This is a genomic window from Priestia sp. D51 (genome assembly GCF_053345675.1).
This window is the reverse complement of the sequence record NZ_JBLTIR010000002.1, coordinates 561882-587408: the sequence shown is the minus strand read 5'-3', so window position 1 is coordinate 587408 and position 25527 is coordinate 561882. Positions and strand designations below refer to the sequence as shown.

The 25527-nt window shown below is 38.7% G+C and carries 32 protein-coding genes and 2 riboswitches; of the genes, 21 read left to right on the top strand and 11 right to left on the bottom strand.

Annotated elements, in window-relative coordinates; translation table 11 throughout:
- The first annotated feature begins 59 nt into the window (after nucleotides 1-59).
- On the top strand, nucleotides 60-740 hold the full coding sequence (locus ACNHOZ_RS09610) for an FHA domain-containing protein (protein WP_048018982.1): 681 nt from the start codon (nucleotides 60-62) through the stop codon (nucleotides 738-740).
- Nucleotides 741-755: 15 nt separating this feature from the next.
- On the opposite strand, the gene ACNHOZ_RS09605 is transcribed toward ACNHOZ_RS09610, so the two are convergent.
- The 3 genes from ACNHOZ_RS09605 to ACNHOZ_RS09595 form a co-directional block, all read right to left on the bottom strand.
- Nucleotides 756-1523, bottom strand: a complete 768-nt coding sequence (locus ACNHOZ_RS09605; RefSeq protein ID WP_028414366.1) for a class I SAM-dependent methyltransferase — start codon at nucleotides 1521-1523, stop codon at nucleotides 756-758.
- 188 nt (nucleotides 1524-1711) lie between these two features.
- Nucleotides 1712-2173: a DinB family protein gene (locus ACNHOZ_RS09600; protein WP_048018983.1), complete on the bottom strand. Its 462-nt coding sequence runs from the start codon at nucleotides 2171-2173 to the stop codon at nucleotides 1712-1714.
- Nucleotides 2174-2293: 120 nt separating this feature from the next.
- Nucleotides 2294-2569, bottom strand: coding sequence for an AbrB/MazE/SpoVT family DNA-binding domain-containing protein (locus ACNHOZ_RS09595; RefSeq protein ID WP_013057736.1), 276 nt, complete (start codon nucleotides 2567-2569; stop codon nucleotides 2294-2296).
- A gap of 419 nt (nucleotides 2570-2988) precedes the next feature.
- On the opposite strand from ACNHOZ_RS09595, the gene rpsN reads away from it, so the two are divergent.
- Entirely contained in the window at nucleotides 2989-3258 is a 270-nt protein-coding gene (gene rpsN / locus ACNHOZ_RS09590) for a 30S ribosomal protein S14 (protein ID WP_028414364.1), read from the top strand.
- Between the two features lie 29 nt (nucleotides 3259-3287).
- Here rpsN and ACNHOZ_RS09585 read toward each other — a convergent pair whose 3' ends face one another.
- Complete coding sequence (locus ACNHOZ_RS09585) at nucleotides 3288-4808, bottom strand: SH3 domain-containing protein (protein ID WP_048018984.1); 1521 nt, start codon at nucleotides 4806-4808, stop codon at nucleotides 3288-3290.
- Nucleotides 4809-5379: 571 nt separating this feature from the next.
- Between ACNHOZ_RS09585 and ACNHOZ_RS09580 the strand changes: the two genes are divergently transcribed.
- Nucleotides 5380-5913: a GrpB family protein gene (locus tag ACNHOZ_RS09580; protein WP_048018985.1), complete on the top strand. Its 534-nt coding sequence runs from the start codon at nucleotides 5380-5382 to the stop codon at nucleotides 5911-5913.
- A gap of 36 nt (nucleotides 5914-5949) precedes the next feature.
- On the opposite strand, the gene ACNHOZ_RS09575 is transcribed toward ACNHOZ_RS09580, so the two are convergent.
- From ACNHOZ_RS09575 to ACNHOZ_RS09560, 4 genes are all read right to left on the bottom strand, one after another.
- Complete coding sequence (locus tag ACNHOZ_RS09575; protein ID WP_048018986.1) at nucleotides 5950-6630, bottom strand: DUF4397 domain-containing protein; 681 nt, start codon at nucleotides 6628-6630, stop codon at nucleotides 5950-5952.
- A 115-nt stretch (nucleotides 6631-6745) separates the two neighbouring features.
- Nucleotides 6746-7183: a hypothetical protein gene (locus ACNHOZ_RS09570; RefSeq protein ID WP_033580605.1), complete on the bottom strand. Its 438-nt coding sequence runs from the start codon at nucleotides 7181-7183 to the stop codon at nucleotides 6746-6748.
- Nucleotides 7184-7276: 93 nt separating this feature from the next.
- Entirely contained in the window at nucleotides 7277-8014 is a 738-nt protein-coding gene (nfsA, locus tag ACNHOZ_RS09565; protein ID WP_016764733.1) for an oxygen-insensitive NADPH nitroreductase, read from the bottom strand.
- 29 nt (nucleotides 8015-8043) lie between these two features.
- Nucleotides 8044-8328 carry a putative quinol monooxygenase gene (locus ACNHOZ_RS09560; protein WP_013057729.1) on the bottom strand — a complete coding sequence of 95 codons (285 nt, stop codon included), beginning with the start codon at nucleotides 8326-8328 and terminating at the stop codon, nucleotides 8044-8046.
- 204 nt (nucleotides 8329-8532) lie between these two features.
- On the opposite strand from ACNHOZ_RS09560, the gene ACNHOZ_RS09555 reads away from it, so the two are divergent.
- Entirely contained in the window at nucleotides 8533-8847 is a 315-nt protein-coding gene (locus ACNHOZ_RS09555; protein WP_013083811.1) for an ArsR/SmtB family transcription factor, read from the top strand.
- A 19-nt stretch (nucleotides 8848-8866) separates the two neighbouring features.
- Here ACNHOZ_RS09555 and ACNHOZ_RS09550 read toward each other — a convergent pair whose 3' ends face one another.
- Nucleotides 8867-9202: a CHY zinc finger protein gene (locus ACNHOZ_RS09550; RefSeq protein ID WP_034270168.1), complete on the bottom strand. Its 336-nt coding sequence runs from the start codon at nucleotides 9200-9202 to the stop codon at nucleotides 8867-8869.
- A gap of 177 nt (nucleotides 9203-9379) precedes the next feature.
- Between ACNHOZ_RS09550 and ACNHOZ_RS09545 the strand changes: the two genes are divergently transcribed.
- From ACNHOZ_RS09545 to ACNHOZ_RS09470, 16 genes are all read left to right on the top strand, one after another.
- Nucleotides 9380-10447 (top strand): undecaprenyldiphospho-muramoylpentapeptide beta-N-acetylglucosaminyltransferase, encoded by a 1068-nt coding sequence (locus tag ACNHOZ_RS09545; protein ID WP_029714620.1) that lies wholly within the window; start codon nucleotides 9380-9382, stop codon nucleotides 10445-10447.
- A gap of 200 nt (nucleotides 10448-10647) precedes the next feature.
- Nucleotides 10648-10790, top strand: a riboswitch (cyclic di-AMP (ydaO/yuaA leader).
- Between the two features lie 72 nt (nucleotides 10791-10862).
- Nucleotides 10863-11000, top strand: a complete 138-nt coding sequence (locus ACNHOZ_RS09540; RefSeq protein WP_155404449.1) for a hypothetical protein — start codon at nucleotides 10863-10865, stop codon at nucleotides 10998-11000.
- A 15-nt stretch (nucleotides 11001-11015) separates the two neighbouring features.
- Nucleotides 11016-11156: riboswitch (cyclic di-AMP (ydaO/yuaA leader) on the top strand.
- A 297-nt stretch (nucleotides 11157-11453) separates the two neighbouring features.
- On the top strand, nucleotides 11454-11534 hold the full coding sequence (gene kdpF / locus ACNHOZ_RS09535; protein WP_063611563.1) for a K(+)-transporting ATPase subunit F: 81 nt from the start codon (nucleotides 11454-11456) through the stop codon (nucleotides 11532-11534).
- Nucleotides 11535-11558: 24 nt separating this feature from the next.
- A complete protein-coding gene (kdpA, locus tag ACNHOZ_RS09530) occupies nucleotides 11559-13220 on the top strand; it encodes a potassium-transporting ATPase subunit KdpA (protein WP_447697131.1) in 1662 nt (553 codons plus the stop codon).
- Between the two features lie 21 nt (nucleotides 13221-13241).
- Nucleotides 13242-15317, top strand: coding sequence for a potassium-transporting ATPase subunit KdpB (kdpB, locus tag ACNHOZ_RS09525; protein WP_048018988.1), 2076 nt, complete (start codon nucleotides 13242-13244; stop codon nucleotides 15315-15317).
- 13 nt (nucleotides 15318-15330) lie between these two features.
- On the top strand, nucleotides 15331-15897 hold the full coding sequence (kdpC, locus tag ACNHOZ_RS09520) for a potassium-transporting ATPase subunit KdpC (RefSeq protein WP_048018989.1): 567 nt from the start codon (nucleotides 15331-15333) through the stop codon (nucleotides 15895-15897).
- 53 nt (nucleotides 15898-15950) lie between these two features.
- On the top strand, nucleotides 15951-17099 hold the full coding sequence (gene kdpDN, locus ACNHOZ_RS09515) for a KdpD-like non-kinase potassium sensor (protein WP_447697109.1): 1149 nt from the start codon (nucleotides 15951-15953) through the stop codon (nucleotides 17097-17099).
- A 29-nt stretch (nucleotides 17100-17128) separates the two neighbouring features.
- Nucleotides 17129-17563, top strand: coding sequence for a CBS domain-containing protein (locus ACNHOZ_RS09510; RefSeq protein ID WP_048018991.1), 435 nt, complete (start codon nucleotides 17129-17131; stop codon nucleotides 17561-17563).
- A gap of 254 nt (nucleotides 17564-17817) precedes the next feature.
- On the top strand, nucleotides 17818-18372 hold the full coding sequence (gene lepB / locus ACNHOZ_RS09505) for a signal peptidase I (RefSeq protein ID WP_028412768.1): 555 nt from the start codon (nucleotides 17818-17820) through the stop codon (nucleotides 18370-18372).
- A gap of 82 nt (nucleotides 18373-18454) precedes the next feature.
- Entirely contained in the window at nucleotides 18455-19558 is a 1104-nt protein-coding gene (locus ACNHOZ_RS09500) for an oxidoreductase (RefSeq protein WP_368078233.1), read from the top strand.
- A gap of 249 nt (nucleotides 19559-19807) precedes the next feature.
- A complete protein-coding gene (locus ACNHOZ_RS09495) occupies nucleotides 19808-20695 on the top strand; it encodes a sulfite exporter TauE/SafE family protein (protein WP_033580612.1) in 888 nt (295 codons plus the stop codon).
- A gap of 448 nt (nucleotides 20696-21143) precedes the next feature.
- Nucleotides 21144-21605, top strand: a complete 462-nt coding sequence (locus tag ACNHOZ_RS09490) for a hypothetical protein (RefSeq protein ID WP_447697108.1) — start codon at nucleotides 21144-21146, stop codon at nucleotides 21603-21605.
- Between the two features lie 116 nt (nucleotides 21606-21721).
- A complete protein-coding gene (locus tag ACNHOZ_RS09485) occupies nucleotides 21722-22180 on the top strand; it encodes a hypothetical protein (RefSeq protein ID WP_048018993.1) in 459 nt (152 codons plus the stop codon).
- Nucleotides 22180-22500, top strand: coding sequence for a hypothetical protein (locus ACNHOZ_RS09480; RefSeq protein WP_028412772.1), 321 nt, complete (start codon nucleotides 22180-22182; stop codon nucleotides 22498-22500). Before ACNHOZ_RS09485 ends, ACNHOZ_RS09480 begins: the two co-directional genes overlap by 1 nt.
- A complete protein-coding gene (locus ACNHOZ_RS09475) occupies nucleotides 22500-23759 on the top strand; it encodes a glutathionylspermidine synthase family protein (protein WP_447697107.1) in 1260 nt (419 codons plus the stop codon). Before ACNHOZ_RS09480 ends, ACNHOZ_RS09475 begins: the two co-directional genes overlap by 1 nt.
- Nucleotides 23760-23774: 15 nt before the next feature.
- Nucleotides 23775-24191, top strand: coding sequence for a DUF350 domain-containing protein (locus tag ACNHOZ_RS09470; protein ID WP_033580616.1), 417 nt, complete (start codon nucleotides 23775-23777; stop codon nucleotides 24189-24191).
- A gap of 18 nt (nucleotides 24192-24209) precedes the next feature.
- Here the strand turns inward: ACNHOZ_RS09470 and ACNHOZ_RS09465 are convergent, their stop codons facing one another.
- On the bottom strand, nucleotides 24210-24356 hold the full coding sequence (locus tag ACNHOZ_RS09465; protein WP_165351762.1) for a hypothetical protein: 147 nt from the start codon (nucleotides 24354-24356) through the stop codon (nucleotides 24210-24212).
- Between the two features lie 189 nt (nucleotides 24357-24545).
- Between ACNHOZ_RS09465 and ACNHOZ_RS09460 the strand changes: the two genes are divergently transcribed.
- The gene (locus tag ACNHOZ_RS09460) at nucleotides 24546-24971 is read left to right on the top strand and encodes a DUF6843 domain-containing protein (protein ID WP_033580617.1); all 426 of its coding nucleotides are present in this window, start codon (nucleotides 24546-24548) and stop codon (nucleotides 24969-24971) included.
- A 41-nt stretch (nucleotides 24972-25012) separates the two neighbouring features.
- Here the strand turns inward: ACNHOZ_RS09460 and ACNHOZ_RS09455 are convergent, their stop codons facing one another.
- Nucleotides 25013-25465 carry a hypothetical protein gene (locus tag ACNHOZ_RS09455; protein WP_028412776.1) on the bottom strand — a complete coding sequence of 151 codons (453 nt, stop codon included), beginning with the start codon at nucleotides 25463-25465 and terminating at the stop codon, nucleotides 25013-25015.
- Between the last annotated feature and the right edge of the window lie 62 nt (nucleotides 25466-25527).

Below are 25527 nucleotides of genomic sequence, written 5' to 3'. Positions count from 1 at the left end.
TGAGTGTTATAATTACATGATAAGAGTCAGAAAATTTTAAAAAAGAGTGTGAGCAAACAATGAACGGTATGTTGATTATTCGGAACGGTGCTCCTTTTTATGAAGGAGCTTCCGTGCCTATTCCAAAAGATAAAGCTTGTATTATCGGACGAAGCAGTGAAGAATGGGAGCCTTATCTGGCCTTTCAAAGTGCTTACATTTCACGCAAGCATTTTGAAGTAACGTACGAAAGCAATGCATTTTTCATTACAGACTTGTTTAGTAAACACGGGACAAAAGTAAACGGAGAAGAGTTACAGCCTGGAACCCCTCGTTTCTTGAAAGAGCAGGATGTCATTACCTTAGCAAATGAGGAGGCAGCTTTAGTATTTAGAAATGATGATATGGATGCAACCCTCGATTTAGGACCTTTGCTAAAACAAATAAATAAGCCATTTTACACATTAGATTCAATTTTGCAGAAAGTAAAAGTAAAAGAGGAAACGTATATTCTGTCAGATAAAGAATACGCGTGCTTAGCTTACCTTCTAGAATATAACAATCAATTTGTTTCAAAAGAAGCATTAAAAAAAAGCGTTTGGCCTGAACGAGTAGAGTCAAATGGAGAAATTCTGGTAGCAGCGGAAGAGCTGAATGCGCTGATTTACCGGGTTCGCAAAAAAATAGGAACATATTTAGAAATCGAAGTGATTCGGGGAAAAGGATATTGGCTGCACTTTAACGAAAATGGACGTGAATAGAATCACGTCCATTTTTTAATCTCGTTTTACAGCATGTACACGTATATGTTTAGCTTCTGCTAGCCAAGATCCGTTTTGAAATAGTTTGTCTTGCATTCGATTTTCTAAGCGCGTAATGAGGACATTTTTAGTTTCTGTCGTCACGTGAGCAAAAAGAGGGGCTGCATTTGTTTCGAGCCAATTACGCAAGCCGTTTTCCCCTTTTAACAAGAGGGGCCGGCTGTAGTGTATGGCCGTGGTGACTTGAAAATTCTGTGATTCCAAAAGAGAAGAATATTCAGCTACAGAAGGGAAGTACCATGGGAAATCTACATCGTTATAAGGGATATCAAACGTTTTAAATTGACGAATGATTTCTGTGAAAATTTCGTCCATGTTTCCTTTTCCCCAAAATTCTGCTACAAATCGGCCATTTGGTTTTAAAGCATTGTAAATATTTTTAATGACAAGGTGAGGGGGACGGATGTCGTGTAAAGTTGCATTGGAAAAAACTGCGTCAAATTGTTCGTAATAAGGAAGGTTAAGGGCGTTTAACTGTTCAAAGGATAGAGTCGGGTACTGATGACGAGCCTGTTCAATCATATTTTCAGAGCAATCGATGCCCGTTGCACGGACATGAAGCTTATTGAGCTGCGAAATAAATTCGCCAGTGCCACAGCCAATATCTAAAATATGTTCGCCAGCTTGAGGAGAAAGAAGGTTCATAGCACTTCCTCCAAATGAAGAAACAAACGGAAGATGATACACTTGAGCAATTTTTTGTTGATTAACAGTTTGACTCATGAAGTGATTCCTCCTTTGTAAAAGATGATAACGATCGTTTTATAAGAAGAAACAAGCTTTGAATAGTAGATATGAAGTTATTGATAGAATTATACCATATATCTTACTTATTATGCCGAAAACTCCAAAGAAAAAGCGCACCAAACTTCTAGCTTGGGCGCTTACAAGCACGAACTATTTTCTAACCATTAACCGAACTGAACAAATAGAGGAAGGTCTGTATGACCCATCTCACGTACGTAGACGTATAAATTTCCTTTATGATGAATTTCATGATCAATGGCCATTTGTAAAAGCTGTCTTCCGGCAAGCTTTCTTCCAAACGCTGCAGTTGCGTCGATAGTCTTGTTTAAATCATCTTCGCTAAGTGAGCGTAATACGTCTACTGTTTTTTCCGTATATTCAGCTGCAAGGTCCGATAATGACTTACCGCTAAAATCAGCTTTTTGACCAAGCGGAGATAAATCACCGGATTTTACCACTGATGCAAATGCATAAAAGGATGTTAAAATATGCGTAGATAAGTCAAAAGCGGACATAGATGTCGGGGCAGGCTTGTATTCGTAGTGACCTGCTTCAATTTTGTTGATTAATTCATTAGTTACGTTTCGATGTGCTAAAAAGTGATGAGTAATTTGTTCAACTGTCATGATAAAAGGCTCCTTTATTATGTATTCGCTTCTGAGTATATCATCTGAAAATCAGAAAGCGAAGAAAAAACTTTATCAAAAAGAAAAACAGCTGCATATGAGCAGCTGCTTTTCTTTTTATTAGAAATTACGTTGTTTTAACTCTTCAAGTAATAACTCCATACCTTCGCGGCTTAAAGTTAATTTGCCATCTGCGATTGTTACATTGTCAGAAGATACTTCGCCAGTAATCGCACAAGCACCGTTCGGCTCATATTTCTTTAAAATAATTCGATCTGTTTCGACAAAAATTTCAACAGGATCTTTTACATCTATTTCAAGAACACGTCTTAACTCTTTCGGAATTACGATACGACCTAAATCATCTACTTTTCTTACAATACCAGTCGATTTCATTTTTTAATCACCTTTACTTTTATATTTTATTGAGTACACAAAATATTATTTTTGGAATTTCTAAGATGATTATATACTAGATAACCGCTAAATTTGTCGAAGTTATTAATATGTAAATGAACTGTAATATTATTGAAATATTATCTGTAAATACAAATCCTCCTACAAAATGGAATATGTAGGGCTCTTTGTATGATATAGGAGATGAAGGAATTAATTACATTTGACATACAATTTTATTTATGTTTATACAGCAATCCGGGGGTAAGGGGAGGCTACATGTAAGCGCAGGAGTAAATAAGTTGAAAGAATAAAGAAAATATGATTAAATTTAAAAAGTAACCTTCTCAAAATAATTAAATCGTAATGATTACGTATTTCAAATAAAAAATTGATAAAGCGAAAGGATGACAAAGAGTTTGGCTAAAAAATCAAAAGTTGTAAAAGAACAAAAGCGCCAAGAGATAGTAGCGAAATATGCGCAATTGCGCCAAGAGTTGAAGGAAAAAGGAGATTACGAAGCGTTAAAAAAATTGCCTAGAGATTCTTCACCAACGCGCTTAAATAATCGCTGCCGCGTTACCGGTCGCCCTCGAGGCTATCTTAGAAAATTTGAAATGTCACGCATTGCTTTTAGGGAATTGGCCTACAAAGGACAAATCCCAGGTGTTAAAAAAGCAAGCTGGTAGTATAAAAGCCCTCATAATGAGGGCTTTTATTATTTATTAGCTGCAAAGTATCGAGCAATTCCTTGATAAATACCTGTAGATATTTGCTGCTGATACGCATTAGAAGAAACAATTTGCTCATCGTGAGCATTTGATAAAAAGCCTAATTCAAGAAGTACAGCACGCTGGTTGTTTTCTCGAGTAACATAATAATCTCCAAAACGAACCCCCATATCCTTCATAGAAGGCGCATTTTCAGCCATGCTTTCTTGAATATATTTTGCTAATTCTTTATCTTTGGATTCACTGTAATAAAATGACGCAATGCCGTTTGCAGAAGATGAAGTAGAAGCGTTATAGTGAATGCTGATAAACGCATCTGCATGCTTTGCTTCACTAACGTTCACACGTCCGCTCAGTGAAATAAAGGTATCGTTTGAACGCGTCATAAATACATTTGCTCCCGAATTAGCTAAGCGGCTTGCCACAAGTTTTGCGGTTGTTAACGCTAGTTTTTTCTCAATCGATGACTTGCCTGAAGTACCAGGATCATATCCGCCGTGTCCAGCGTCTACTACAATAATTTTATCTTTTAAAGCAGCAGATGGGGAAGGCAAACTAGCTGAAGTTGTAGAACCAGCCGCAGCTGTTAACCCTTTTGACACCCATGCTGTTTGACTTGCAGAGTACTGAATTTGCACCCAGTCATTCGTTTCGCCTACTTTTTTGAATCGTTCGCCCGCTTTTGCTACACGGATAATGCCCGCGCTTAAGCTCGGCTGGCTGCGTAAATTTGAAGCTTTTGTAATTTGAATCGACTGGGCTGTTTGTGAAGACTGTCCGGAATCAGCTTGTAAATACTGACTTGCTACCCAGCCTGTTTGACCTGATGCTGTTTTAATCTGTGACCAGGATCCGCTTTCTTTTACCACCGTTACTTTTGAATTGCGCGGTAAGTTCGCCACGACCGATGCGCTTGTGCTCGCAGAAGAGCGAACATTTAATGAGCTAGCGTTAACAACAGCTGACTTGGATGTTGTAGAACCCGAGTTACTAGTCGGTGTAGAAGAACCGGAGCCTGCTTGTAGGTACTGACTCGCTACCCAGCCTGTTTGACCCGCTGCCGTTTTAATCTGTGACCAAGATCCGCTTTCTTTTACCACCGTTACTTTCGAACCTCGGGATAAGTTCGTCACGATAGACGCGCTTGTGCTCGCAGAAGAGCGAACATTTAATGAACTGGCGTTAACAACGGCTGACTTGGATGTCGAATTTGCCGTAGACGTACTGTTTGTTTGTGTTTTGTTTATGTATTGAGATGAAATCCAAGCTTCTTTACCGTTATACGTAATTTTAGCCCATCCCTTGCTTTCATCTACTATATTAACGGTGTTTCCCTTCGTTACTTTTCCAACGATAGCGCCGCTTGTACTAGGCGTTGCACGTACATTTAACGATGTAGCAGTTACTTTGGCCGATTCAGCTGCATCTGCGTCAATCGAATGCAAAAGCAATGAAGAGCTTAAAAGAACAGAAGAAACGGCTGTGTACATGACATGTTTTTTATTCATTTTTTCCTCCTTGCAAATTACAAATTTCAACATAAGTTAATTAGTATACAAAGCATATATCGGCAAATAGCCCAAAATTTTGAGTTAAATCTACTATTATCTCATAATGCCGATATTATCCATCATACTATATGTCGAATTTCAATTGTATAATGAATTTGAACTATCTGCCATCCTTAACGATAAAATTTTACATTAATGTAAAATATAATTATATCAAAGGTGAACTGTAGGGATATTAAGGGCATTTAAAGGTCTTTAGCCCTTTGTTCACCGATGTTTTGAGGACATGTTTTATACTAGAAAAAATGTAAAATAGTATAAAGCAGCTGAATGTGAATATGATAGAGGAGAGATAGCAAATAAAAGAGTATCTATCTTTTGGAGGAGGAAACATCCACAATTATGAAACATTCAGAATAAAAATAACAAAAATATATAAAATAATATAAAGCCTGGGTATATCGATGGAAAAGCTCATAGCATAAACAAAAAGTAAATAGTTAGAAAATTCTTTCTTTTTATTTTAAAACATGGTACAGTATAAAAAAGTGAAAGGGTGGAAACTGATATGCGAAAGATTGTTCAGTATGAAACAAAGTGGTCGCTTTTGTATCAAATGGAAAAAGAAGCGTTACTTAATACACTAAAAGATTTTTCAGTAGACATCGAACATATTGGAAGCACGTCCGTTCCAGGATTGGCAGGTTCACCAATCGTTGATATTTTAATCGGCGTCAAACGCGAAGAAGACATAAATGAAGTGCGCGCTATATTAAAAAATAAATCTCACGTATACGTAGCGGAAAAGGAGATGTTCGTCTTATTAAAAGAAGGCGTTCCAGCTTCACACTACCCTCCAATTATGACAGCTAAAAATGCCCGTAAGCTCATTCCACATGATGCTAGAAGAAGTCATGTGTACGTAACGGTCAGTGAATCACCTTACTGGAATGAACGAATTAACTTCAGGGAGCAGTTACGCTCGAGCGAACGTGCTAGAAAAAAATATGAAGGTATGAAATACGAGCTTTCAAAACGATTGTGGAACGATATTTCTACCTATGAGTACAAAAAAGAAGAATTCATTCAGCGCAGTCTATAAAAAAACGTCATTTCAATTGAAATGACGTTTTTTTAATTAATTATCTTGTAAAACAATGGTCTCAAGCTTATCAGCAGTATTTACTGCGAGAACCGTATAGTTTTTACCGCTTTGAAGATTTGTTCCAGGAAGATTTAGTATTTCTTTTCCGTCTGCTGTGGAAACAGATAAATCATACGAACCCGGATTTACTACTTGATAACCTGAAATGCTTTTAAAAGACAGATTTTTAAATAAAGGAGCAGCCCCTTTAGGACCTACGTTTACCGCAGGAGCATCAGGAGATAAATGAGCAACACGTAAGCTTGCTTTTCCATCCATCCCTTGCTTATTATTCGTGAAAGCCTGCAGTTCAAGATTTTCGGCTTTATTTACAGCGGCTACTGTATACGATTTTCCACCGTCTACAACAAGGGTAGCTTCGATGATGGAATCTTTTGTTCCTTTTGTCTTCGCTTCGTATACTTCTACTTTATGAGAACCAGCTGACAAAGGCAGGGAGTTGGAGACATCTTTAAACTTTGCTCCTTCTACTAAAGCTTTGTCATCCACAAAAATGTCTACAGCTGGAGCATCCGGTGAAGCATGAACGATACGAACTTCTGCATTTTGAGCTGGTCGCTCATCTGCAGCAGGAGGTGTTTCAGCGGCAAATACTAACATGCGGCTAAGTGCCAAGAAGGCAATCACTGCTACCATTACGAATAGTCGTTTCATCAAGTATCACTCCTTTTTTAGTATACACAGCTTTATGTAAAGAGAAGGACTGTGCAGTTGTTAGCGTATACTAAATAAAATCAACTATTCGTATGTTTGTTAACTTTTAACGTGTTTACTGAGATTTCTGACGGAAAAATCGAAGAATAGCCAAAATATTGTACAAGGTTGTTAAGAGCCAGGTCAATAAGAAGCCTAGGCCAAGTCCGATATTGGCATCTATATACGTATGCGTGAAGTCATCATATACGACGTAGGCAAGAGGAGCAATTGACAGTAAAAGGAGAAGAAAAAACAAAAGTGTTTTCCATCTGCTTAAAGTGAAGGTTAGATAAAAGAAAAGGAAAGCGGAAAACAATAGAAGACCGTCTCGAATAGCCCAAGGTAAAACGCCGATATGTGGATTAGCGAGAAGAAAGGTTGGAACAATTGAAAGGAGGAAAAGGAGAGACAGCAAAGTCACATGAAGGGTGTTCTTTTTTGTAAAAGCCGGCACCAATAAAAACGCTGCCGTTGCACCTAAAAGAAAATTACAAATTAAAATAAACTCCATCCAAACACCTCATTTATCGAGTATTACTTTTAGTCTATTCAAGACGCTGTTAAAGTAGATAAAAAAAGCTGCGATGAACATCGCAGCTTTTGATCATTCGAATTTAAATCCTTGTTTTTCAAGCATCGCTCGAACTTCTGGATAATAAATGGTTTTGTAAATAGCGGATACAGTTTGTGACCAGTTCCGGTCATCTGCACCGTTTGTTCTCTTTTTCATATACTCTGCCATTTCAGCATCATAGTCTTGAATCAATGACTTTAAGTCATGATTATAGCTTTCACGATGGTGCACAGCAGCTTGTGGCAATCGAGGCTTTTTCGCAGAATGATCTGCCGGATGTCCAACGACAAGACCGCTTACTGGGAATACGTATTCCGGTAAATCTAGGAGCTCAATGACTTCTAGTGGCTTTCTGCGAATTCCGCCGATTGGTACTGTACCTAAACCGAGTGACTCTGCTGCAACTGTTGCTGCTTCTAAAGAAATTCCAGCATCGGTTGCCCCCACTAAAATTGACTCAAGTCCATCGGTTACGCCAAGAGGCGCATCGTTAAGCTCAGCTGCAATCTTAGCACGATTAAAATCTGCACAAAAGATTAAAAATAGAGGAGCTTGGTCAATCCACGCTTGGTTGCCTGCAAGCTCTGAAAGCTTTTTCTTCTTTTCTTTATCTTGGACGCTAATAATAGTTACTTGCTGTCCGTTAATAGAAGAAGCGGCTGACTGAGCAGATTGAATAATTGTATCTAAATGCTCGTCGCTTACTGCTTCGTCTGTATATTGACGGATAGAACGATGATCTTGAATTGTACGAATTGCTTCATTCATGATGCGTCATCCTTTCAAAGAAGTTATTTTTAGCCTTGTAATGTTTTTACATCTAAAGGTGCTACAAGTACGCCAGTTTGAGCAAATGCTACAAAACTTTGGAAATGAGCTGATTTATTGTGTGCTTGAATTGCTTCTTCGCTTTTCCACTCTTCAATCATCATAAATGTGTTAGGTGTAAAAGCATCTTCAAATAGTTGATAGTTGCTGTTTCCTTCTTCTTGTAAAGAATGCTTAATTAGTTCTTGTACGTTTTCTAAAAATTCTTCTCTTTTTGCTGGGTTAACTTTCATTGAAGCTTGTAAATGAATCATGGGTGATTCCTCCTTTAATAATGATGGTGCTTTATATTATTTGTTTTGTTTTTAATCTTTCATTCAATTTACGATTAAAATGAAGATAAGTTCGAATATCATCGAACAATGAAACTATAACACCGATTAAATAACAGTGCAAGGAATTTAGTTCGAAAGTTATCGAACATTGATACACAAAAGAAGCTGTGTTATATTTTAAGCATGAGAAAACCTTATCAACCACCGAAATCTGAAATTAAATTAACGCCTATTTTACATGCATTGAGTGATCCTAACCGGCTGCGAATTGTACAGTGTTTAGCGACAAGAAAGGAGCAGACCTGTTCGTATTATCAAAAATTAAATGTATCAAAATCAACGCTATCACATCATATTAAAGTACTTCGCGAAGCTGGAATTATTAAACTACGTATAGAAGGTACGCAGCACTATTATTCCTTGCGTTTAGAAGAACTTGAGGAACTGTTCCCAGGTCTGCTTCCTTCCATTATAAATATAGATGAGCAATTATTTTAAAAGCTGAACGATGTTTTGTTCAGCTTTTTTGTTCAAAATAAATGTGTCCATGCAGGCTGCATCCAGGATTAAAAGAAGAACGACAGTGAGGGCAAGTCGAGTTACAGGTTAAGTATTCATTAATTGAGAGCTCATGTTTACATACTCCGCAAAGAATAGCTTTTTCATTAAACATAGATTTTGGCCATCTTTTAATGTCGTGATCCGCATGTGCGTTATGACATTGATAGCATGGATAATATGTATGACAGCAATAAAATTTTATTGCAATAATATCTTTATCCGTATGATAGTGCGTACAGCGCGTTTCGGAATCCACTGTGTCACCTTTTACTGCAGGTACAGATTTGTTCATTATCATCACTCCTTATGAAAAGTATAGCATGCTTTTATACGCCTTATCATACATATGTAAAAAGAAAAATGCTATAATAAAACCATCGTTTTACATGTCAGATTGCATGCTAAAAAGATCAGATAAAAATTGATGTCAAAACAGATCGATTAAGTGAAGTAAAGAGAGGAAGAAAAAATGAGTAAGCAAGTTATCGTTTTTACCGGAGGCGGAACAGCTGGACACGTAACACCAAACATTGCCATCATGAAAGAATTAGACAGTGAAAAATGGGATATCCATTATGTCGGTTCTCACAATGGTATTGAGAAAGAATTAATTACAAAATTAAACGTTCCATATCATGCGATTTCAAGCGGGAAGCTGCGTCGATACGTAGATATGGAAAATGTAAAAGATGTATTTCGAGTAGCAAAAGGGGTTGGCGATGCACGTCGCGTGCTGAAAAAGTTAAAGCCTTCTCTTGTTTTTTCAAAAGGCGGTTTCGTCACAGTTCCTGTGGTAATGGCTGCTAAATCTTTAAACATTCCCGTGTTCATTCATGAAAGTGATTTAACACCGGGACTGGCAAATAAAATTGCGCAGAAATTTGCCACTAAAATTTTCACTTCTTTTGATGAAGCCGCAAACTACTTTCCAAAAGAAAAAGTGCAGGTTGTTGGTTCACCTATTCGAAAAGAGCTATTTAGCGGAAGCGCAGCGAACGGGGAAAGCTGGCTTCGCTTTTATGATAAGCGCCCCATTTTAACGATTATGGGCGGAAGTTTAGGAGCGCGCCGTATTAATGAAATCGTTCGAGAGTCTTTGCCTGAACTGCAAAAGAAATTCCAAATTGTACACCTTTGCGGAAAAGGCAATATTGATACAAGCCTTGAAAAAGAGTCAGGATACCGTCAGTTAGAATACGTAAACGAACAGCTTCCAGATGTTCTAGCGGCAACTGATTATGTGATTACACGCGGCGGATCAAATGCCATATTTGAGTTTTTAGCTCTTCATAAACCGATGATGATTATTCCTTTATCAAAAGCACAGAGTCGCGGAGATCAAATTTTAAATGCACAATCCTTTAAGAAAAAAGGCTACTGTATGGTTGTAGAAGAAGAGCAGTTAACAAAAGAACTGTTTTTGCGTGAAGTAAATGAGCTTCAGCAGCAGGCAAGTACGATGAAGCGTACAATGCGTGAAGCAACAAAAACGGATGCTATTTCAATTCTTGTAAATGAAATTGAGAAAATGAGCTAAAAAAGAGGCTGAAACAGACGTATGTTAGCCAAAGTGAAAAACGAACCATTGATCAAGGTATTTGATTAGTGGTTCGTTTTTTTTTGAATCTATTATTTTAAAATAATGAATAAACATAGAAAAATAAAGCTTTTAAAATTTCAAAAAATGTTGTTGACAGTAAATTTTAACAGGAGTAAGATTACTCTCATGAAACGTTCCACTGTGAAACGCTGAGTCTTTTCTGAAAGAGAAGGAAAGAGCGGAGGACCCAATTATCAGGGGTGAATCTCTTAATTGAGTAGGGTTACTTTCTTGACCCGAACCCGTCAGCTAACTTCGTAAGCGTTAAGAGAGAGGATGGTGTAATCGTGGTCGTTTTCTATAACAGCGGATAGTACGCTCCTTTCAAAATATAGGTGAAAGGAGCGTCAGGATGCATTTATCTAAGCAAATGATTCAAATGATTGAATATCGGGCCATGTGCGATCAGCAATCTTTTGATCTAGCAAACCGCTATTTGTCTACGTTAGTTAATCAAAGTTTTAAACGCAGCAGTAAAAACTATTATTAAGTCTAAAAATTAAATAACAAAGATACGCTTAATCAATTATGAGCGGGGGACCCAATATTTTGTACGTATGTACTAGGGGTGAATCTCTTAACTGAGTAGGGTTACTTCCATAACCCGAATCCGACAGCTAACTCCGTAAGCGTTTTGGGAGTAAAAAATTCGTGTCAATCACGGCTTATTTGTCGTGCATTAAACCGCGGAAGAGAACTCTCTTCTGCGGTTTTTTAGTGGAAAAAAATAGCATCACGTCTCGCCTTTAGCTTTCTTGGACGTGATGGTTTATGTAAAGCAATAGTTACTAAGCTTAGAAGCTATCATTTTTGTTAGGAAACAGTTAGGAGGGAGCAACTTGGATATGATCATGCTTGGAACGCTTGCCATATTAACAGCTGCTATGTACGGAATTATTTGCTGGTCGTCTCATGTAGTAGACGAAAGAGAGGAGAAGTGAACATGTCGTTCATTTTGTTAGGTATTTCAGTTCTCGTTTTAATTTATTTAGTATATGTACTGTTAAATCCAGAACAATTTTAATAAGCGGAGGAATAAAACGTGGGGATTTTTCTACTATCAGTTGCGCTGCTGCTTGTTTTTGTAGCGCTTATTGCAAAGCGCGTAGGTATTTATATAGCGAATGTGTTTTCAAACGACAAAAACACTAGCTTGGTAGGAAAGATAGAAACAGTTATGTTTAAAGCAGCAGGAATTAAAGGGCTTAATCAGACGTGGAAGCAATATGCATTTGCTCTTGTTTTGGCGAATACGTTTATGATTTTTGTGGTGTACCTTATCTTCCGGTTTCAAGGGGTACTGCCGTTTAACCCAAGCCACATCAAAGGAATGGATCCGGCACTTGCTTTTAACACGGCCATTAGTTTTATGACAAATACGAACTTGCAGCACTACAGCGGCGAATCAGGTTTGTCCTATTTCTCGCAAATGGCAGCCGTTGTATTTATGATGTTTGCAGCACCAGCAACGGCACTTGCAGTAGCAATCGCTTTTATTCGCGGGCTAGCAGGGAAGGAAATGGGAAACTTTTTTGTTGATTTTGTAAAGTCAATTACGCGTATTTTACTTCCTATCGCTTTTATAACAGGCATTTTATTTGCGTTTTTAGGTGTCCCTCAAACGTTAAGCGGGACTGTGACTGCCCATACATTAGAAGGAGCAACGCAGCAAATAGCAAGGGGACCAGTTGCTTCTTTTCTTTCAATCAAAGAGCTAGGAAACAACGGAGGGGGATTTTTTGGTGTCAATTCAGCTCATCCATTTGAAAATCCTAACGCGTTGAGCAATGTATTACAAATCGTCCTTATGCTGTTATTGCCAACAGCACTTCCTTTCACATACGGAAAAATGATCGGACAGCGTAAGCAAGGCCGCATCTTGTTTGTAGCGATGAGTATGCTGTTTATCGTTATTTTAAGCACAGCGTTTGTAACAGAGTGGGGAGGCAATCCAAGACTTGGTGCTTTTCATTTAAATGAAGCGAACGGTTATATGGAAGGGAAAGAAGTCCGTTTTGGTGTCGGCATGTCGACGCTTTACGCCATCGTGACGACAGCAAGTGAAACAGGTGCAGTCAACACCATGCACGATACCCTGACGCCTCTTACCGGGTTATTAACGCTTGGAAATATGATGTTAAATACCGTATTTGGCGGTGTCGGAGCAGGATTTATGAATGTTATGATGTACGTCATCATTGCCGTATTTTTATCAGGTTTAATGGTTGGAAGAACACCAGAATACGTAGGTAAAAAAATTGAAGGAAAAGAAATGAAGCTAATCGCCGTGACGCTTATTCTGCAGCCGCTGCTAATTTTAGGAGGAACAGCCGTAGCACTTACCACTCATTTAGGAATGGAAGGTATATCAAACCCTGGCTTTCACGGCTTAAGTCAGGCACTGTACGAATTTACGTCGTCAGCAGCAAACAATGGGTCCGGTTTTGAAGGACTCGGTGACGCAACGCCGTTTTGGAACATTTCTACGGGAATTGTTATGTATATTGGACGCTACTTCGGACTAATTACAATGCTGGCGGTATCGAGCTCACTAGCATCTAAGCAGCTTGTTCCCGAAACACCTGGAACATTTAAAACGGATACGTCTTTATTTAGCGGCATTTTAATTGGAACTACCGTTATTGTAGGAGCACTTACGTTTTTCCCAGTGCTTGTGCTTGGGCCGGTTGCTGAGTATTTAACACTGTAATCAAGAAAGCGGAGGATCATAATGAATAAACGGAATTTTGCAAATAATATTGAATTGGATCACAACAGTCATATTCAAGGTTCTGTAGATAAACAAGCTTCATCGATTTTTATTCAATCAGTAAAGCAGGCGTTTATCAAGCTCAGCCCAAGAACGATGATAAAAAACCCTATCATGTTCGTAGTAGAAATCGGGTTTGTAATTACGCTTTTTTTAGCCGTTGTTCCGGACCTTTTCGGAGAAAGTACAGTAAGCACAGGATTTAATGTTGCCGTATCTCTCGTGTTATTTTTCACCATTGTTTTTGCTAATTTTGCAGAAGCATTAGCAGAAGGACGAGGAAAAGCACAGGCAAACTCATTAAAGAAATCTAAAGGCGATATTACAGCTAATCAGCTTCAAAACGGGCAAATGATACAAGTTTCGGCCTCGCAACTAAAAAAAGGAGATATTGTCGTCGTTTCACAAGGCGAAATGATTCCTGGAGATGGAGAAATTATTAAAGGACTGGCGTCCGTTGATGAATCGGCCATTACGGGGGAATCGGCACCTGTTATGAAAGAAGCAGGCGGGGATTTTAACTCTGTAACGGGAGGTACAAGAGTTGTCAGCGATGAAATTACAATTAAAATTACGTGTGAGCAAGGTGAATCATTTTTAGATAAAATGATTTCGCTTGTTGAAGGAGCAGAGCGTCAAAAAACGCCAAATGAAATTGCGCTAAACACGGTTTTGACAAGTTTGACGATTATTTTTTTACTAGTTGTTGTGACGCTTCCTGTCTTTACAAACTATTTACATTTTCAACTCGACACGGCTATTTTAATTTCACTGCTCGTCTGCCTTATTCCTACGACGATTGGAGGATTATTATCGGCCATTGGAATTGCTGGAATGGATCGAGTCACGCAGTTTAACGTGATTGCTATGTCAGGAAAAGCAGTAGAAGCAGCTGGTGACATCAATACAATTATTTTAGATAAAACCGGCACCATTACGTTTGGAAACCGAATGGCTCATCAATTAACGACTGTAGAAGGCGTAGACGAACGTGAACTGTACAAATGGGCGTTTGTTTCTTCTCTTTACGACGAAACACCAGAAGGACGCTCAGTGGTTGATTTTATCCAAACTCGCATGGGAGTAGAAGACCTTAGAAAAACGCAGGGAACGTTTGTAGAATTCAAAGCTGAAACGCGAATGAGCGGCATTGACTTACAGAATGTATCTGTACGAAAAGGGGCAGTGGACGCCGTCACGGCATGGGTAGAGTCAAATGGCGGGATAATTCCCTCTGATTTACAGCAAAAAGCAAACGAAATTGCAGGAGCTGGTGGCACGCCGCTTGCCGTCGCCGCTGATAATAAAATTTACGGTTTGATTTATTTAAAAGACACGGTAAAACCAGGAATGAAAGAACGCTTTGATGAACTTCGTAAAATGGGTATTAAAACAGTCATGTGTACAGGAGATAATCCTTTAACCGCAGCAACCATTGCAAAAGAAGCGGGAGTAGATGAATTTATTGCGGAATGCAAGCCAGAAGACAAGATTCAAGTGATTAAATACGAACAGCAGCAAGGCAAGCTAGTTGCGATGACAGGTGACGGGACAAACGATGCCCCTGCACTTGCTCAAGCTGATGTTGGCTTAGCAATGAACAGCGGAACTTCAGCTGCCAAAGAAGCAGCAAATATGGTGGATTTAGATTCTGACCCTACTAAAATTATTGAAGTCGTTTCAATTGGAAAACAGCTATTAATGACAAGGGGTGCCTTAACTACATTCAGCATCGCAAACGATATTGCTAAGTATTTCGCGATTATTCCAGCGATGTTTACCTTGGCGATTCCGCAAATGGAGGCTCTTAACGTAATGAAGCTGAATTCACCACTATCTGCGGTGTTGTCAGCGCTCATTTTCAATGCGGTCATTATCCCGCTGTTAATTCCCTTAGCCATGAAGGGAATTGCCTATAAGCCGATGAGTTCTAACGCACTGCTGCGAAAAAATTTGTTCATTTACGGATTAGGTGGGGTATTAGTTCCATTCATTGGGATTAAAGCGATTGACTTATTACTTTCATTTGTGATGTAGAGGAGAAGAAACGATGATACAAACAGAACGAACGGGAAGCATTATTGTTCGCTTAACAATTATGATGATCATTCTTTGCGGTCTTATTTATCCTGTTGTGATGACAGGTATTGCTCAAACAGCTGTTCCAAGTAAAGCAAACGGCAGCCTAATCTATTCAAACAAGCATCAAGTTATCGGTTCTAAGCTGATTGGGCAGCAGTTTACGGGCAATGCATTTTTTCATGGCAGAGTCTCTAGTATTGATTATAACGGGGCAGGATCTGGGTCGTTGAATTTAGCACCTTCAAATAAAGATCTTACGAATCGTATCGAGAAATCCGTAGCGGCGTGGAAAAAAGAAAACGAAGTGCCCAAAGAAGGAATTCCAATTGATGCCGTCACAAATTCGGCTTCTGGACTCGATCCTGACATTACGCCACAAGCTGCATATGCACAAGTAGAGCGTGTGGCAAAAGCCACACATATTAAAGCCAACACGCTAAAACAGTTAATCAAAGAACATACTCAGCAAGGGGCTTTTAGTGAAAAACGAGTAAATGTAGTAGAGCTAAATTTAGCTGTTCAACGAGAGCGCTAATTACATGCACTCGCTTCATGTACTGAAGCGAGTGTGATAAAGGGGCACAAACAATGAAAGAAAAAGAAGCTCATCCATACTTTCGAAGAAAAACTCCGGAAGAACTATTGCGTGAACTTCATAATCAGAAGCGCGGAAAGCTTAAACTTTACATCGGTGCCGCGCCGGGAGTAGGAAAGACGTATAAAATGCTTCAAGATGCGCACGATTTAGTCAAAGAAGGCATAGATGTCGTAGTTGGATATGTAGAAACACACGGCAGGGATGAGACTAAAGAGATGATTGGAAATCTAGAAGTAATCCAAAGAGAAACCATTTTTTATAAAGGAAAAGAATTACAAGAGCTTGATTTGCTGGCGATTGTAAGAAGGCGCCCAAAAGTTGTAATTATCGATGAACTTGCTCACACAAATGTTCCGACAAGCCGCCATAAAAAACGTTTTGAAGATGTTTCTTACCTGCTCAACCAAGGTATTTCAGTCATGTCAGCAATGAATATTCAGCATATGGAAAGCGTACATGACCTTGTATATGCCATAACCCAGGTAAAAGTTCGTGAAACAGTGCCAGATTTATTTGTTCAGCAAGCAGATGAAATTCAGCTTGTCGATGTTACACCGGAACAGCTGCAAAAGCGGCTTCGTGAAGGGAAAATATACGAAGTCCATAAAATTGAACAAAGCCTGCAGTCGTTTTTTAAGCTTGCGAATCTCCATGCACTTCGTGAATTAACGCTCAGAGAAATAGCGGATGAAGTGGACGGCAAGCTGATTCATGCGCATGAAATTGGCGTAACAGGTATTTGTGAACGCATTTTAGTCTGCATTCAATACAGTGAAACAGCTGAAAAATTAATTCGGCGAGGCTGGAGAATGGCGAACCGATTGAAAGCAGATTTACTGCTGCTGCATGTTTTTACAGGCGAGCAAACTGAAAGGCAAAAAGCCCAAATCAAACACTGGCAGGCATTCGCTGACCGTTTTCACGCATCGTTAATTGTTGAAGAAGCTAAAAAGCAAAAACCAGCTGCAGTGATTGTGAATGTAGTCAAGCATTATCGCGTTACTCAAATCTTACTAGGGCAATCAGCAAGGACAAGGTGGGAAGAGATTCGAAAAGGGTCTATTGTGAATACGATTATGAGACAGACTCATAACATCGACATTCATATTGTTTCAGATTCAGCAAAGCAACAACAATAAAATGCATATATAATAAAAGGAGAATATGAGTGAATATTGCGTTCTTTTTACTCCCTAAAAAAGAAGTCGTTACACTATCGACACAGTCAACGATCCGTCAAGCATTGGAGAAAATGGAGTATCATCGCTACTCTTCTGTACCGCTCATTAACCATAAAGGAGAATATGTAGGGACTTTGGCAGAAGGAGACTTGTTATGGAAGCTAAAAAGCTTAGAACATATAGAACTCCATGAGTTAGAACACCTACGAATTGAGGAGGTTCCAAGACATCGCGATTACGAAGCTATCACCATTAACGATGAAATGGAAAGTATTTTGTCACGCGCGTCTGAACAAAATTTTGTGCCAGTTGTAGATGATCAAAACATTTTTATTGGACTCGTGCGGCGAAGAGAGATTATAGAGTATTGTATCTCCCAACTTTTTATACATGGAGAAACGCCTTTAAATGTGAAGATTTAGTTAAGTTTGCGTAAAAAACATAATTTTTACATAAAAGGTAGTCTCTTTTTATATAATTAATGTTATAATAAGAGATGTAAAGACGAAACTTGCGTAATGTAAGCCTCTAACATTTGTTAGAGGTTCTTTTTTTACATAACATAAAACATTTGATTTCAGTTCTTTCTATGGTTAAGTTAGAATAAGTGTTAAAGTAAGAGGTTTCTTGCTTTTTTACATAAGAAAAGTGAGCTGTACAAAGGAGACAAAGCATATTGACTACGGAAAAAACAAAAAGCGATCAATTACGCAGCATATTCAAAACTATTATCTTCGCTATCGCTCTAGTATTTATGATTCGCGCATTTTTATTTTCTCCGTATATTGTAGAAGGTGCTTCAATGAACCCAACGCTGCATAACGGAGAGCGGTTGTTTGTGAATAAACTGTCGTATTCGCTCCATGATATTCGCCGCGGAGATATTGTGATTATTAAAGATGAGGCTAAGAATAAGCATTATGTAAAAAGAGTAATCGGTCTGCCAGGTGAAAAAATCGAAATGAAAAAAGATCAGCTTTATATTGATGATAAAAAAGTAAGTGAACCTTATTTAAAAACGAATCGTCAAATTGCCAACAACATGGATATGGAGCTTACGGGAGATTTTGAACCCGTACAAATACCTAAAAACGAAGTATTTGTAATGGGTGACAACCGTCTGTACAGTATGGATAGCCGCAACGGTCTAGGTCTTATTGATGAAAAACGAATTGTCGGAAAAAGCGAATTTGTATTTTATCCGGTCAAAAAAATAAGAAAAACAACGTAAAAAGAAATGCCGATAAAGGTATTTCTTTTTTTATGCCTATGTCTACTCCGCTTATAGATGGGCAAGCTAAGGGAAAAAAGGTGTGAATCAATTGAAGACGGCCTATGAAAAGTTATTTAAACATTTTAAATTTGTTGATGCTCTTGAGATGAAAAACCGATTAGCAATGGGACCTATACTCACATACGCTTCACGAGAAAACGGGGAAATATCCGATATCGATCTGACTTTTTACGAAAAACGAGTAGGGGGCGTCAGTACGGTAATTATCGGCCCCGCGTTTATCACAGAAAATGGCCAAGTAGCACATGGTCAAATCGGAATTCATCGTGATCAGGTCATACGAAAGCTTCATCAACTAACCCAAATGATTCATAGAAGAGGAGCTAAAGCGATTCTTCAACTATCGCACGGGGGAAGAAAGTGCGTAGAAATGGAAAGTAAGTGGCAAGCAATTAGCCCTAGTGAAAAGCCTCACAAACGTAAAGGAAAAAAGCCTGTTCAAATGACCGAGCGCGATATAACTTATATTGTTCAAGCGTTTGGCGAAGCTACCACAAGAGCTATGGAAGCAGGATTTGATGGAGTGGAAATTGACGGAGGAAATGAATGTTTACTGCAGCAGTTTACGTCAAGGCAAGCCAATGAACGAAGTGATTCTTATGGAGGAAGCGCAGAAAACCGCTTCACTTTTGCACTTGAAGTTATTCGTGAAGTGACGCGTCGAGCAGCACATGCGGGCAAACCATTTATTGTGGGATATACATTAGCGCCCAAAGAAAAAGGCTATTTAGGAAATAAAGTGGAAGATACATTTGAGTGGATTGATCGTCTTGTTCATACAGAAATTGATTATTTACATATCAGTGCTTTGCATGAACCTACCTCAAAAAGGGAAGAAAATCCTTCACTGCTTTCTTCGATCATTAAGCATGTCAATTACCGGGTCCCTCTTGTGGGTACAGGAGGACTTACGGCAACGGAAGTCGCAGAAGCTTTTGAGCAAGGTCTGGCTTTAATTACGATTGAACAAGCGTTAGTCGTACAGCCAGATTGGGTAGAAAAAGTGATAAATAGCGATGAGCCTACTTCTATGGATGTGACGTCATTAGATAAAGATGTGAGTTTACCACCTGAAGTGCTAGCTCACTGGCAAGACATGCATAAAAATGACCGCCCTTATTAAGTGAGCGGTCGTTTTTATGTTGTTGACTTAACAAGAAGAATTTTATTTTACTGATACTATAACCAAGCAGCATACATAGACTAAAAGAAAAACTAAAAACACAGTTGACTTCTAGGAATAATTAGAATTACAATATAAACAACTTATTTATAAAACGGACAGCTGATCGGACATACCGAAGGCTTCTAGCAAACAACTGTTGGAGGCCTTTTTGTGCTCTCTAACAGAAGATTAAAGTGGAGGGACAACATGAAAAAGTTAATTACGTTTGCACTTATTGGCTTTTTAGCTCAGTTAATTGACGGATCACTTGGAATGGCGTACGGGGTGACATCAACTACCCTACTTTTAACGTTTGGAATTGCACCAGCTGTGGCTTCGGCATCTGTTCACTTGGCAGAAGTTGTAACAACAGCAGCGTCTGGTGTTTCACATATTAAATTTGGCAACGTAGATAAATCGATGGTTTTAAAACTGATTATTCCTGGTTCCATCGGGGCTTTTGTAGGAGCCTGCTTTCTAAGTAATTTACCTGGAGATGCAGTAAGACCTTACGTTTCAACATTCTTATTGCTCCTAGGAGTTTATGTGTTATTTCGCTTTTTATTTACGTTTAAAACAAACGAAGAAAAGAGCACCAAACCTTTATCGACGAAGCAGTCCATTCCGTTAGGATTAATTGCTGGATTTGCTGATGCTACAGGAGGAGGCGGCTGGGGGCCGATTGCAACGCCTGTATTGCTAGCTAAAAAAGGCACAACAGCACGGAAAGTCGTTGGAACCGTTGATACAAGTGAATTTGCTATTGCCGTCTCGGCTACACTTGGCTTTTTAATTTCTCTTGGCTGGGAGCAGGTAAACTGGTTCTGGGTAGGCGCTCTTATGATTGGCGGAATTATCGCGGCTCCGATTGCTGCATGGTTTGTTCGTATTATCCCGGCTCACTTGCTTGGTTCGCTTGTTGGTGGGTTTATCATTTTAACAAATGCTCGAACACTCTTAAATACATGGGTATCAAGCAGCTCAACGCAGATAGCTGTATACGCATTTATCCTTATTGTATGGGCAGCAGCAATCGTTTACTCATTTTTACAAGGGAAAAAATATAATCAAAATCGAAACGTAGAAGTTTCGTAATAAAAGGATGGAATAAAAATAGCTTAGTTAAAGGAAAAACTGAACGCATTTGATTCTTGATGGAGAATCAAATGCGTTCAGTTTTTTTAGGGTTAGGGTACATGTAGGTTTCATGTATGTAAGTGCTTCTAGCTGTTGACTAGAGGGCAAGGCGAAGTCTCCTGCGAGAAAAGCGGAACAGATGAGACCCGACAGGAGCGGCCGCCCTCGGAAAGCGAAGCCTTACACGGAAGTCAACAACGGTGTAACAAGGGAGCATACTAGCGTATTTATCTCATGTTCGTCTTTAGATTGGGATGATTTTGTTATGTCTCAATCTCTTTTAGTAAAATAGACGAGCGTAGATATTTTTTTTACGTCTTATGATACAATAGACGAGTTCATTCATGAGTGGGAATACTTTCTAACACATATAAAATTCATTGAATCGTCGAGGTGTGAAGAGTAAGTGGTCTATTTTATTTTAGTATTAGTAGCAACTATCGAAGTAATTGTCTTGTTGATTAATCGACCTGTATTTGCAAACATTCCGTATGTGCAAGTATATATTGTTCCTTTGTTAATAGTAATTGTCATAACGATGTTACTTTCGCGAAATCCAAAGAGGTTTATGCGGTGGTTTAAACAAGGGCTTATTACGATTTCAGTCGTTGTACTTGTATTCGTACCGGTTCTCTATGCCAAAAATCTCCCGCTGTATGGTTATAATGAAGCAAAAAAAATGCTTGCGCAAAGAGAACAGCTCTTGCTAAGTCAGTTCCAAAAAGGAAAATACGTATATCCAGCAAAAGACAGCCCTAAAAAATACAGGTATCTATTCAAAGTTCATCGTGGAAACGGCATGCTTGAATATGTATTCGACCCATACACAGGCGGTTATGAAGTTGTGACAGATGTGATAAAAAAATAAAGGTTTAGCTTATTTAAAGCTAAGCCTTTTTATATGAGAAAAAATTGAAACTTTTTGAAAATCTGTGCGTATTTACTAAAGAGCGTTCACAAAAAAGTCACAAAAGGAGTTGCACAATGGCAAAATTAGAATACCGACTGCTAAAGCCTGATGATACGTTTGTATCTATTTATCACTATCAGTCTATTGAACTTGAACAAATTTTAGCAAGAAGAGAATGCGAATTTTTTGTTAAAGAAGGAATAACGTATAAACAAACTTCATCTGCAGTCGAAGATGATATACATATTATTTATGTGAAAGAACATGAACATGGACCGAAAGAGCAAGCAGAAGGTGATCACAGAGAGATTACGTTAGAAGTCCGCGAACTGAATTCTCTTCAAGGACATCCGATTTTATTCGCCTCTTCATTTTATACGCATTTGGACGTATTAAGCTATATCGGAACTGTTTATACGTACTATAATGGATTGGAATGGGAAAGAGACTCTGCGGAAATTGATGAAGACCGCAGCGTATACAGTTTATATGTAACAAAAACAGGCGTAACGTATGAAAGGGGAAAGGCTTAATGTCAAAAACAAAAAAAATGATGGCGGGGGTTTTGACCACTGCTTTAATGACATCGCTCGTTGCCTGTGGTTCAACTGATCAGGCAAGACCAGCTAAACCGAAAGATAAATCGTGCGACAAGTGGAAATGGGATGAAGATACGAAAACGTACTACTGTTCAGATTCTTCTTCTTCACACAGCGGTTCATATTATCACGGAGGGCGCTACTACGGGTCTAAAAAACAGCTGACCTCATCATCGTCCTATAAATCATTTAAATCAAGCAGCTCGTATAAATCTGGAATCGGGAGCGGCTCTAAAGGCGGTTTTGGCGGGTAATGCATAAAGAAAAGCGAGAAATGTTTTATAAAGAAATTCAAGATTTTTGGTATGACTTATATGGAACAGAGTATGCTCTTTATGACGTCCATATGGAGTCTTCTCACATCATTCATTCTATTAAAGAAGCAGCAAATCAAATCGGGGAACTATTTTTTAAAACGGCACCTTTACTTCGTTCATTAGATGATCAGACGCTTCTTTCTTTAGGATTTCCAAAAGCCAGTTTACCGTACCTGCGACTGAAAACGATGGAAACAGAAAGTGTTATTTCACGCCTTGATTTTGCTGTTACGGCTGATCAAATCAAGCTTTTAGAACTAAACGCGGATACGCCTACATTCATCAAAGAATTATTTCATGTAAATGAGTTAGTCTGTCGGCATTTTCAGGTTCAAAACCCTAATAAGCTTGAAGAAAAAAAGCTTGCTTTAGCATTAAAACACGCCATTTTTGAAGCTTATAACGAGCTCGATAGAACGAACTATCCAAACGTCGTTTTTTCTTCTCATGATACACATGAAGAAGATAAGCTAACGACTCTTTATTTAATGAAGCTAGCCGATGTAGATGCTACATACGTTCCGTTATCGCAGCTTCGAATTGTCCCTGCCTCTACAGTTGAAGAAGGTGAACATATAGAAGCGGGCGTGTATGATCAACATGGACAAAAAATAGACGTACTCTATCGCCAAACGTATCCGCTTGAACATTTAATTGAAGATGAAGATCCGAGTACGCATGAAAAAGTCGGACACATGCTTTTAACATTGGCACAGCAAAAACAGGTAGCCATAATCAATCCGCCTTCTGCATTTTTACTGCAGTCTAAAGCCGTGCAAGCACTCATTTGGGCTTTGCATGAACAACATCATCCTTTCTTCACTAAAGAAGAGCATCACATTATTGAAACATACTTTTTACCAACGTATTTAGAAGAAGATCCATTTATTGAAAGAAAACAAGCATTTGTGAAGAAACCATCGTTTGGTCGTGAGGGAGATACCGTTGAAATTTATAATGAAGACGGAATCAAAATAGACGAAGATCAGCATAAGACATATCAAGAATACACGGCTGTATATCAACAGTTTATTCCTTTGCCAACTGCAAAAATGAAGACGCAAACGAAAACAGTAGAGGCTCATATCATGTACGGGTGCTTTTTATTAAATGGAAAAGCAAGCGCAGTAGGAATTCGAGCTGGAAATCAAATTACAGATAACGAATCGTATTATTTGCCGATTGGATTAAAATGAAAAGGGGAACTAAAAATGACACAATGGATTGATTGGGCTAGTATAGGGAGTTTTTTATCTCACGTAGCGGTAGGATTAGGGCTATTATTTATCGGAGTAATCGTATTTGAATTAACAACAAAATTTAATGATCGTGAACTTATAAAAAAAGGAAATGTCGCAGTCGCTTTGAAGTTATGGGGAAAAGGAATTGGGCTTGCTATTGTCATTTTCACTGTGTGGAGCAACAGCTTAAATTTGGTAGATGCAACTCTTTGGGGAGTAGTAGGTATCATTACTCAAGTAGTGACATATTGGATTATTGAATTTATTATGACGCCTAAAACGAGCCTAGCCAAAAAAGTAGAAGAAGGAAATGTAGCGGTTGGAGTAACTCTTTTTGCAGCATCGATAGCCGTTGGCCTTATTGTCGCTGGAAGCTTAACATATTAAAAGAAGGCGATTCCTGTTTTACGGGGAATCGCTTTTTTTATGTCCAGACTGCTCGTGTTCACTTAGTAATAATATACGTGTATTTTCACGGTCGGCACGAACAATTTTTTGCTGTGTGTAAAGCGGAATGACAAAGAGCAAAATAAATAAAAAAACATAGCTCATTTTTGTTATCCTCCCATGTAAATTGTAAACGCCTGCTAATAGTGTGTGACAAACAATACGTAAATATAGCATATTTGACTGGATAAACTGGGAAAAATTGAGGGGTGCAAAAAGAATATAATCTTACCTTCAACAAAAACTAAAAGCAGTATAGAGACACGTCTTTTATTAAGAAAGGAGTTGGGAAAAGTGAAAAGGTGGCTCATTTTGTTTTTATTGATCGTAATCGCATCTGGATGTGGACGTCCAGATGAAACGTCTCAACCGAGCATTTTCCTTATACCAGAAGGGTACAAAGGATGGGTTATGGTCGAATATGATAAAGATAACGGAAATCCTAGCAAGACAGAAGGAGACTACACTGTATTTAAAGTAAACGAGCAGGGAGTCGGGAAAACCAAAACGCTTTTAAGCGGCGGCGGCTGGGCAAGAAATAAATATTTCTATGTAAATAAAAATGGAGAGCGAAAGCAATTGAAGCAAGGGAAGATGATTCATGGCACGACTCAAGGTAACAAAAATCATACGGTAACCTACTTTTTCGTCGGCACCGCAAAAGAGTTCGACAAGGCCGGGGACTATCGAAGAAAACTTACCGAAGAAAGTTCTTCGTAAAAAAGAAACGCTGCCTCTTTGGCAACGTTTCTTTTCTATCTTCATTTGAATGTGCAAAAGACGGTGTCTTTTAAACGTTGAATTTCGTTTAGTGCTTCTTCCTGCTTATGAATTACCCAATCTGGCAATGAGTGTTCAACCGACAGCTCGTCGAAACAAGCCCCGCATGTTTTAACTTCAATATAAGATTCAATATATTGAAGGTGATCTAAGTTATAAGCCCAAAGTCGACGTTCAGGGCAGATTGTTTCCAAGTAAAGCGGAAGCTGAAAAAAAGGATCTACTGCTTCAGAAAGTTCTAACGGTCCTTGGCCCTCAGCGCTGATGACGTCTAGATAACCACAGTGAGGACATGTGCATGAGTGCGTTGACCCGCTCAATTTTTTATCCAGTTTTACAACTCGCGCACATAGTTCGCAGTTTGGACATTTTACTAAGATAAAGTCAAGGAACTTATCTAAAAATTGCTGCTGTATTACTTGTTGATTTGTCATTTTTTGTACCTCTAACTGTCAAACTTTTTTTAGTTACGAAAATAAATAATGAAACCTACATA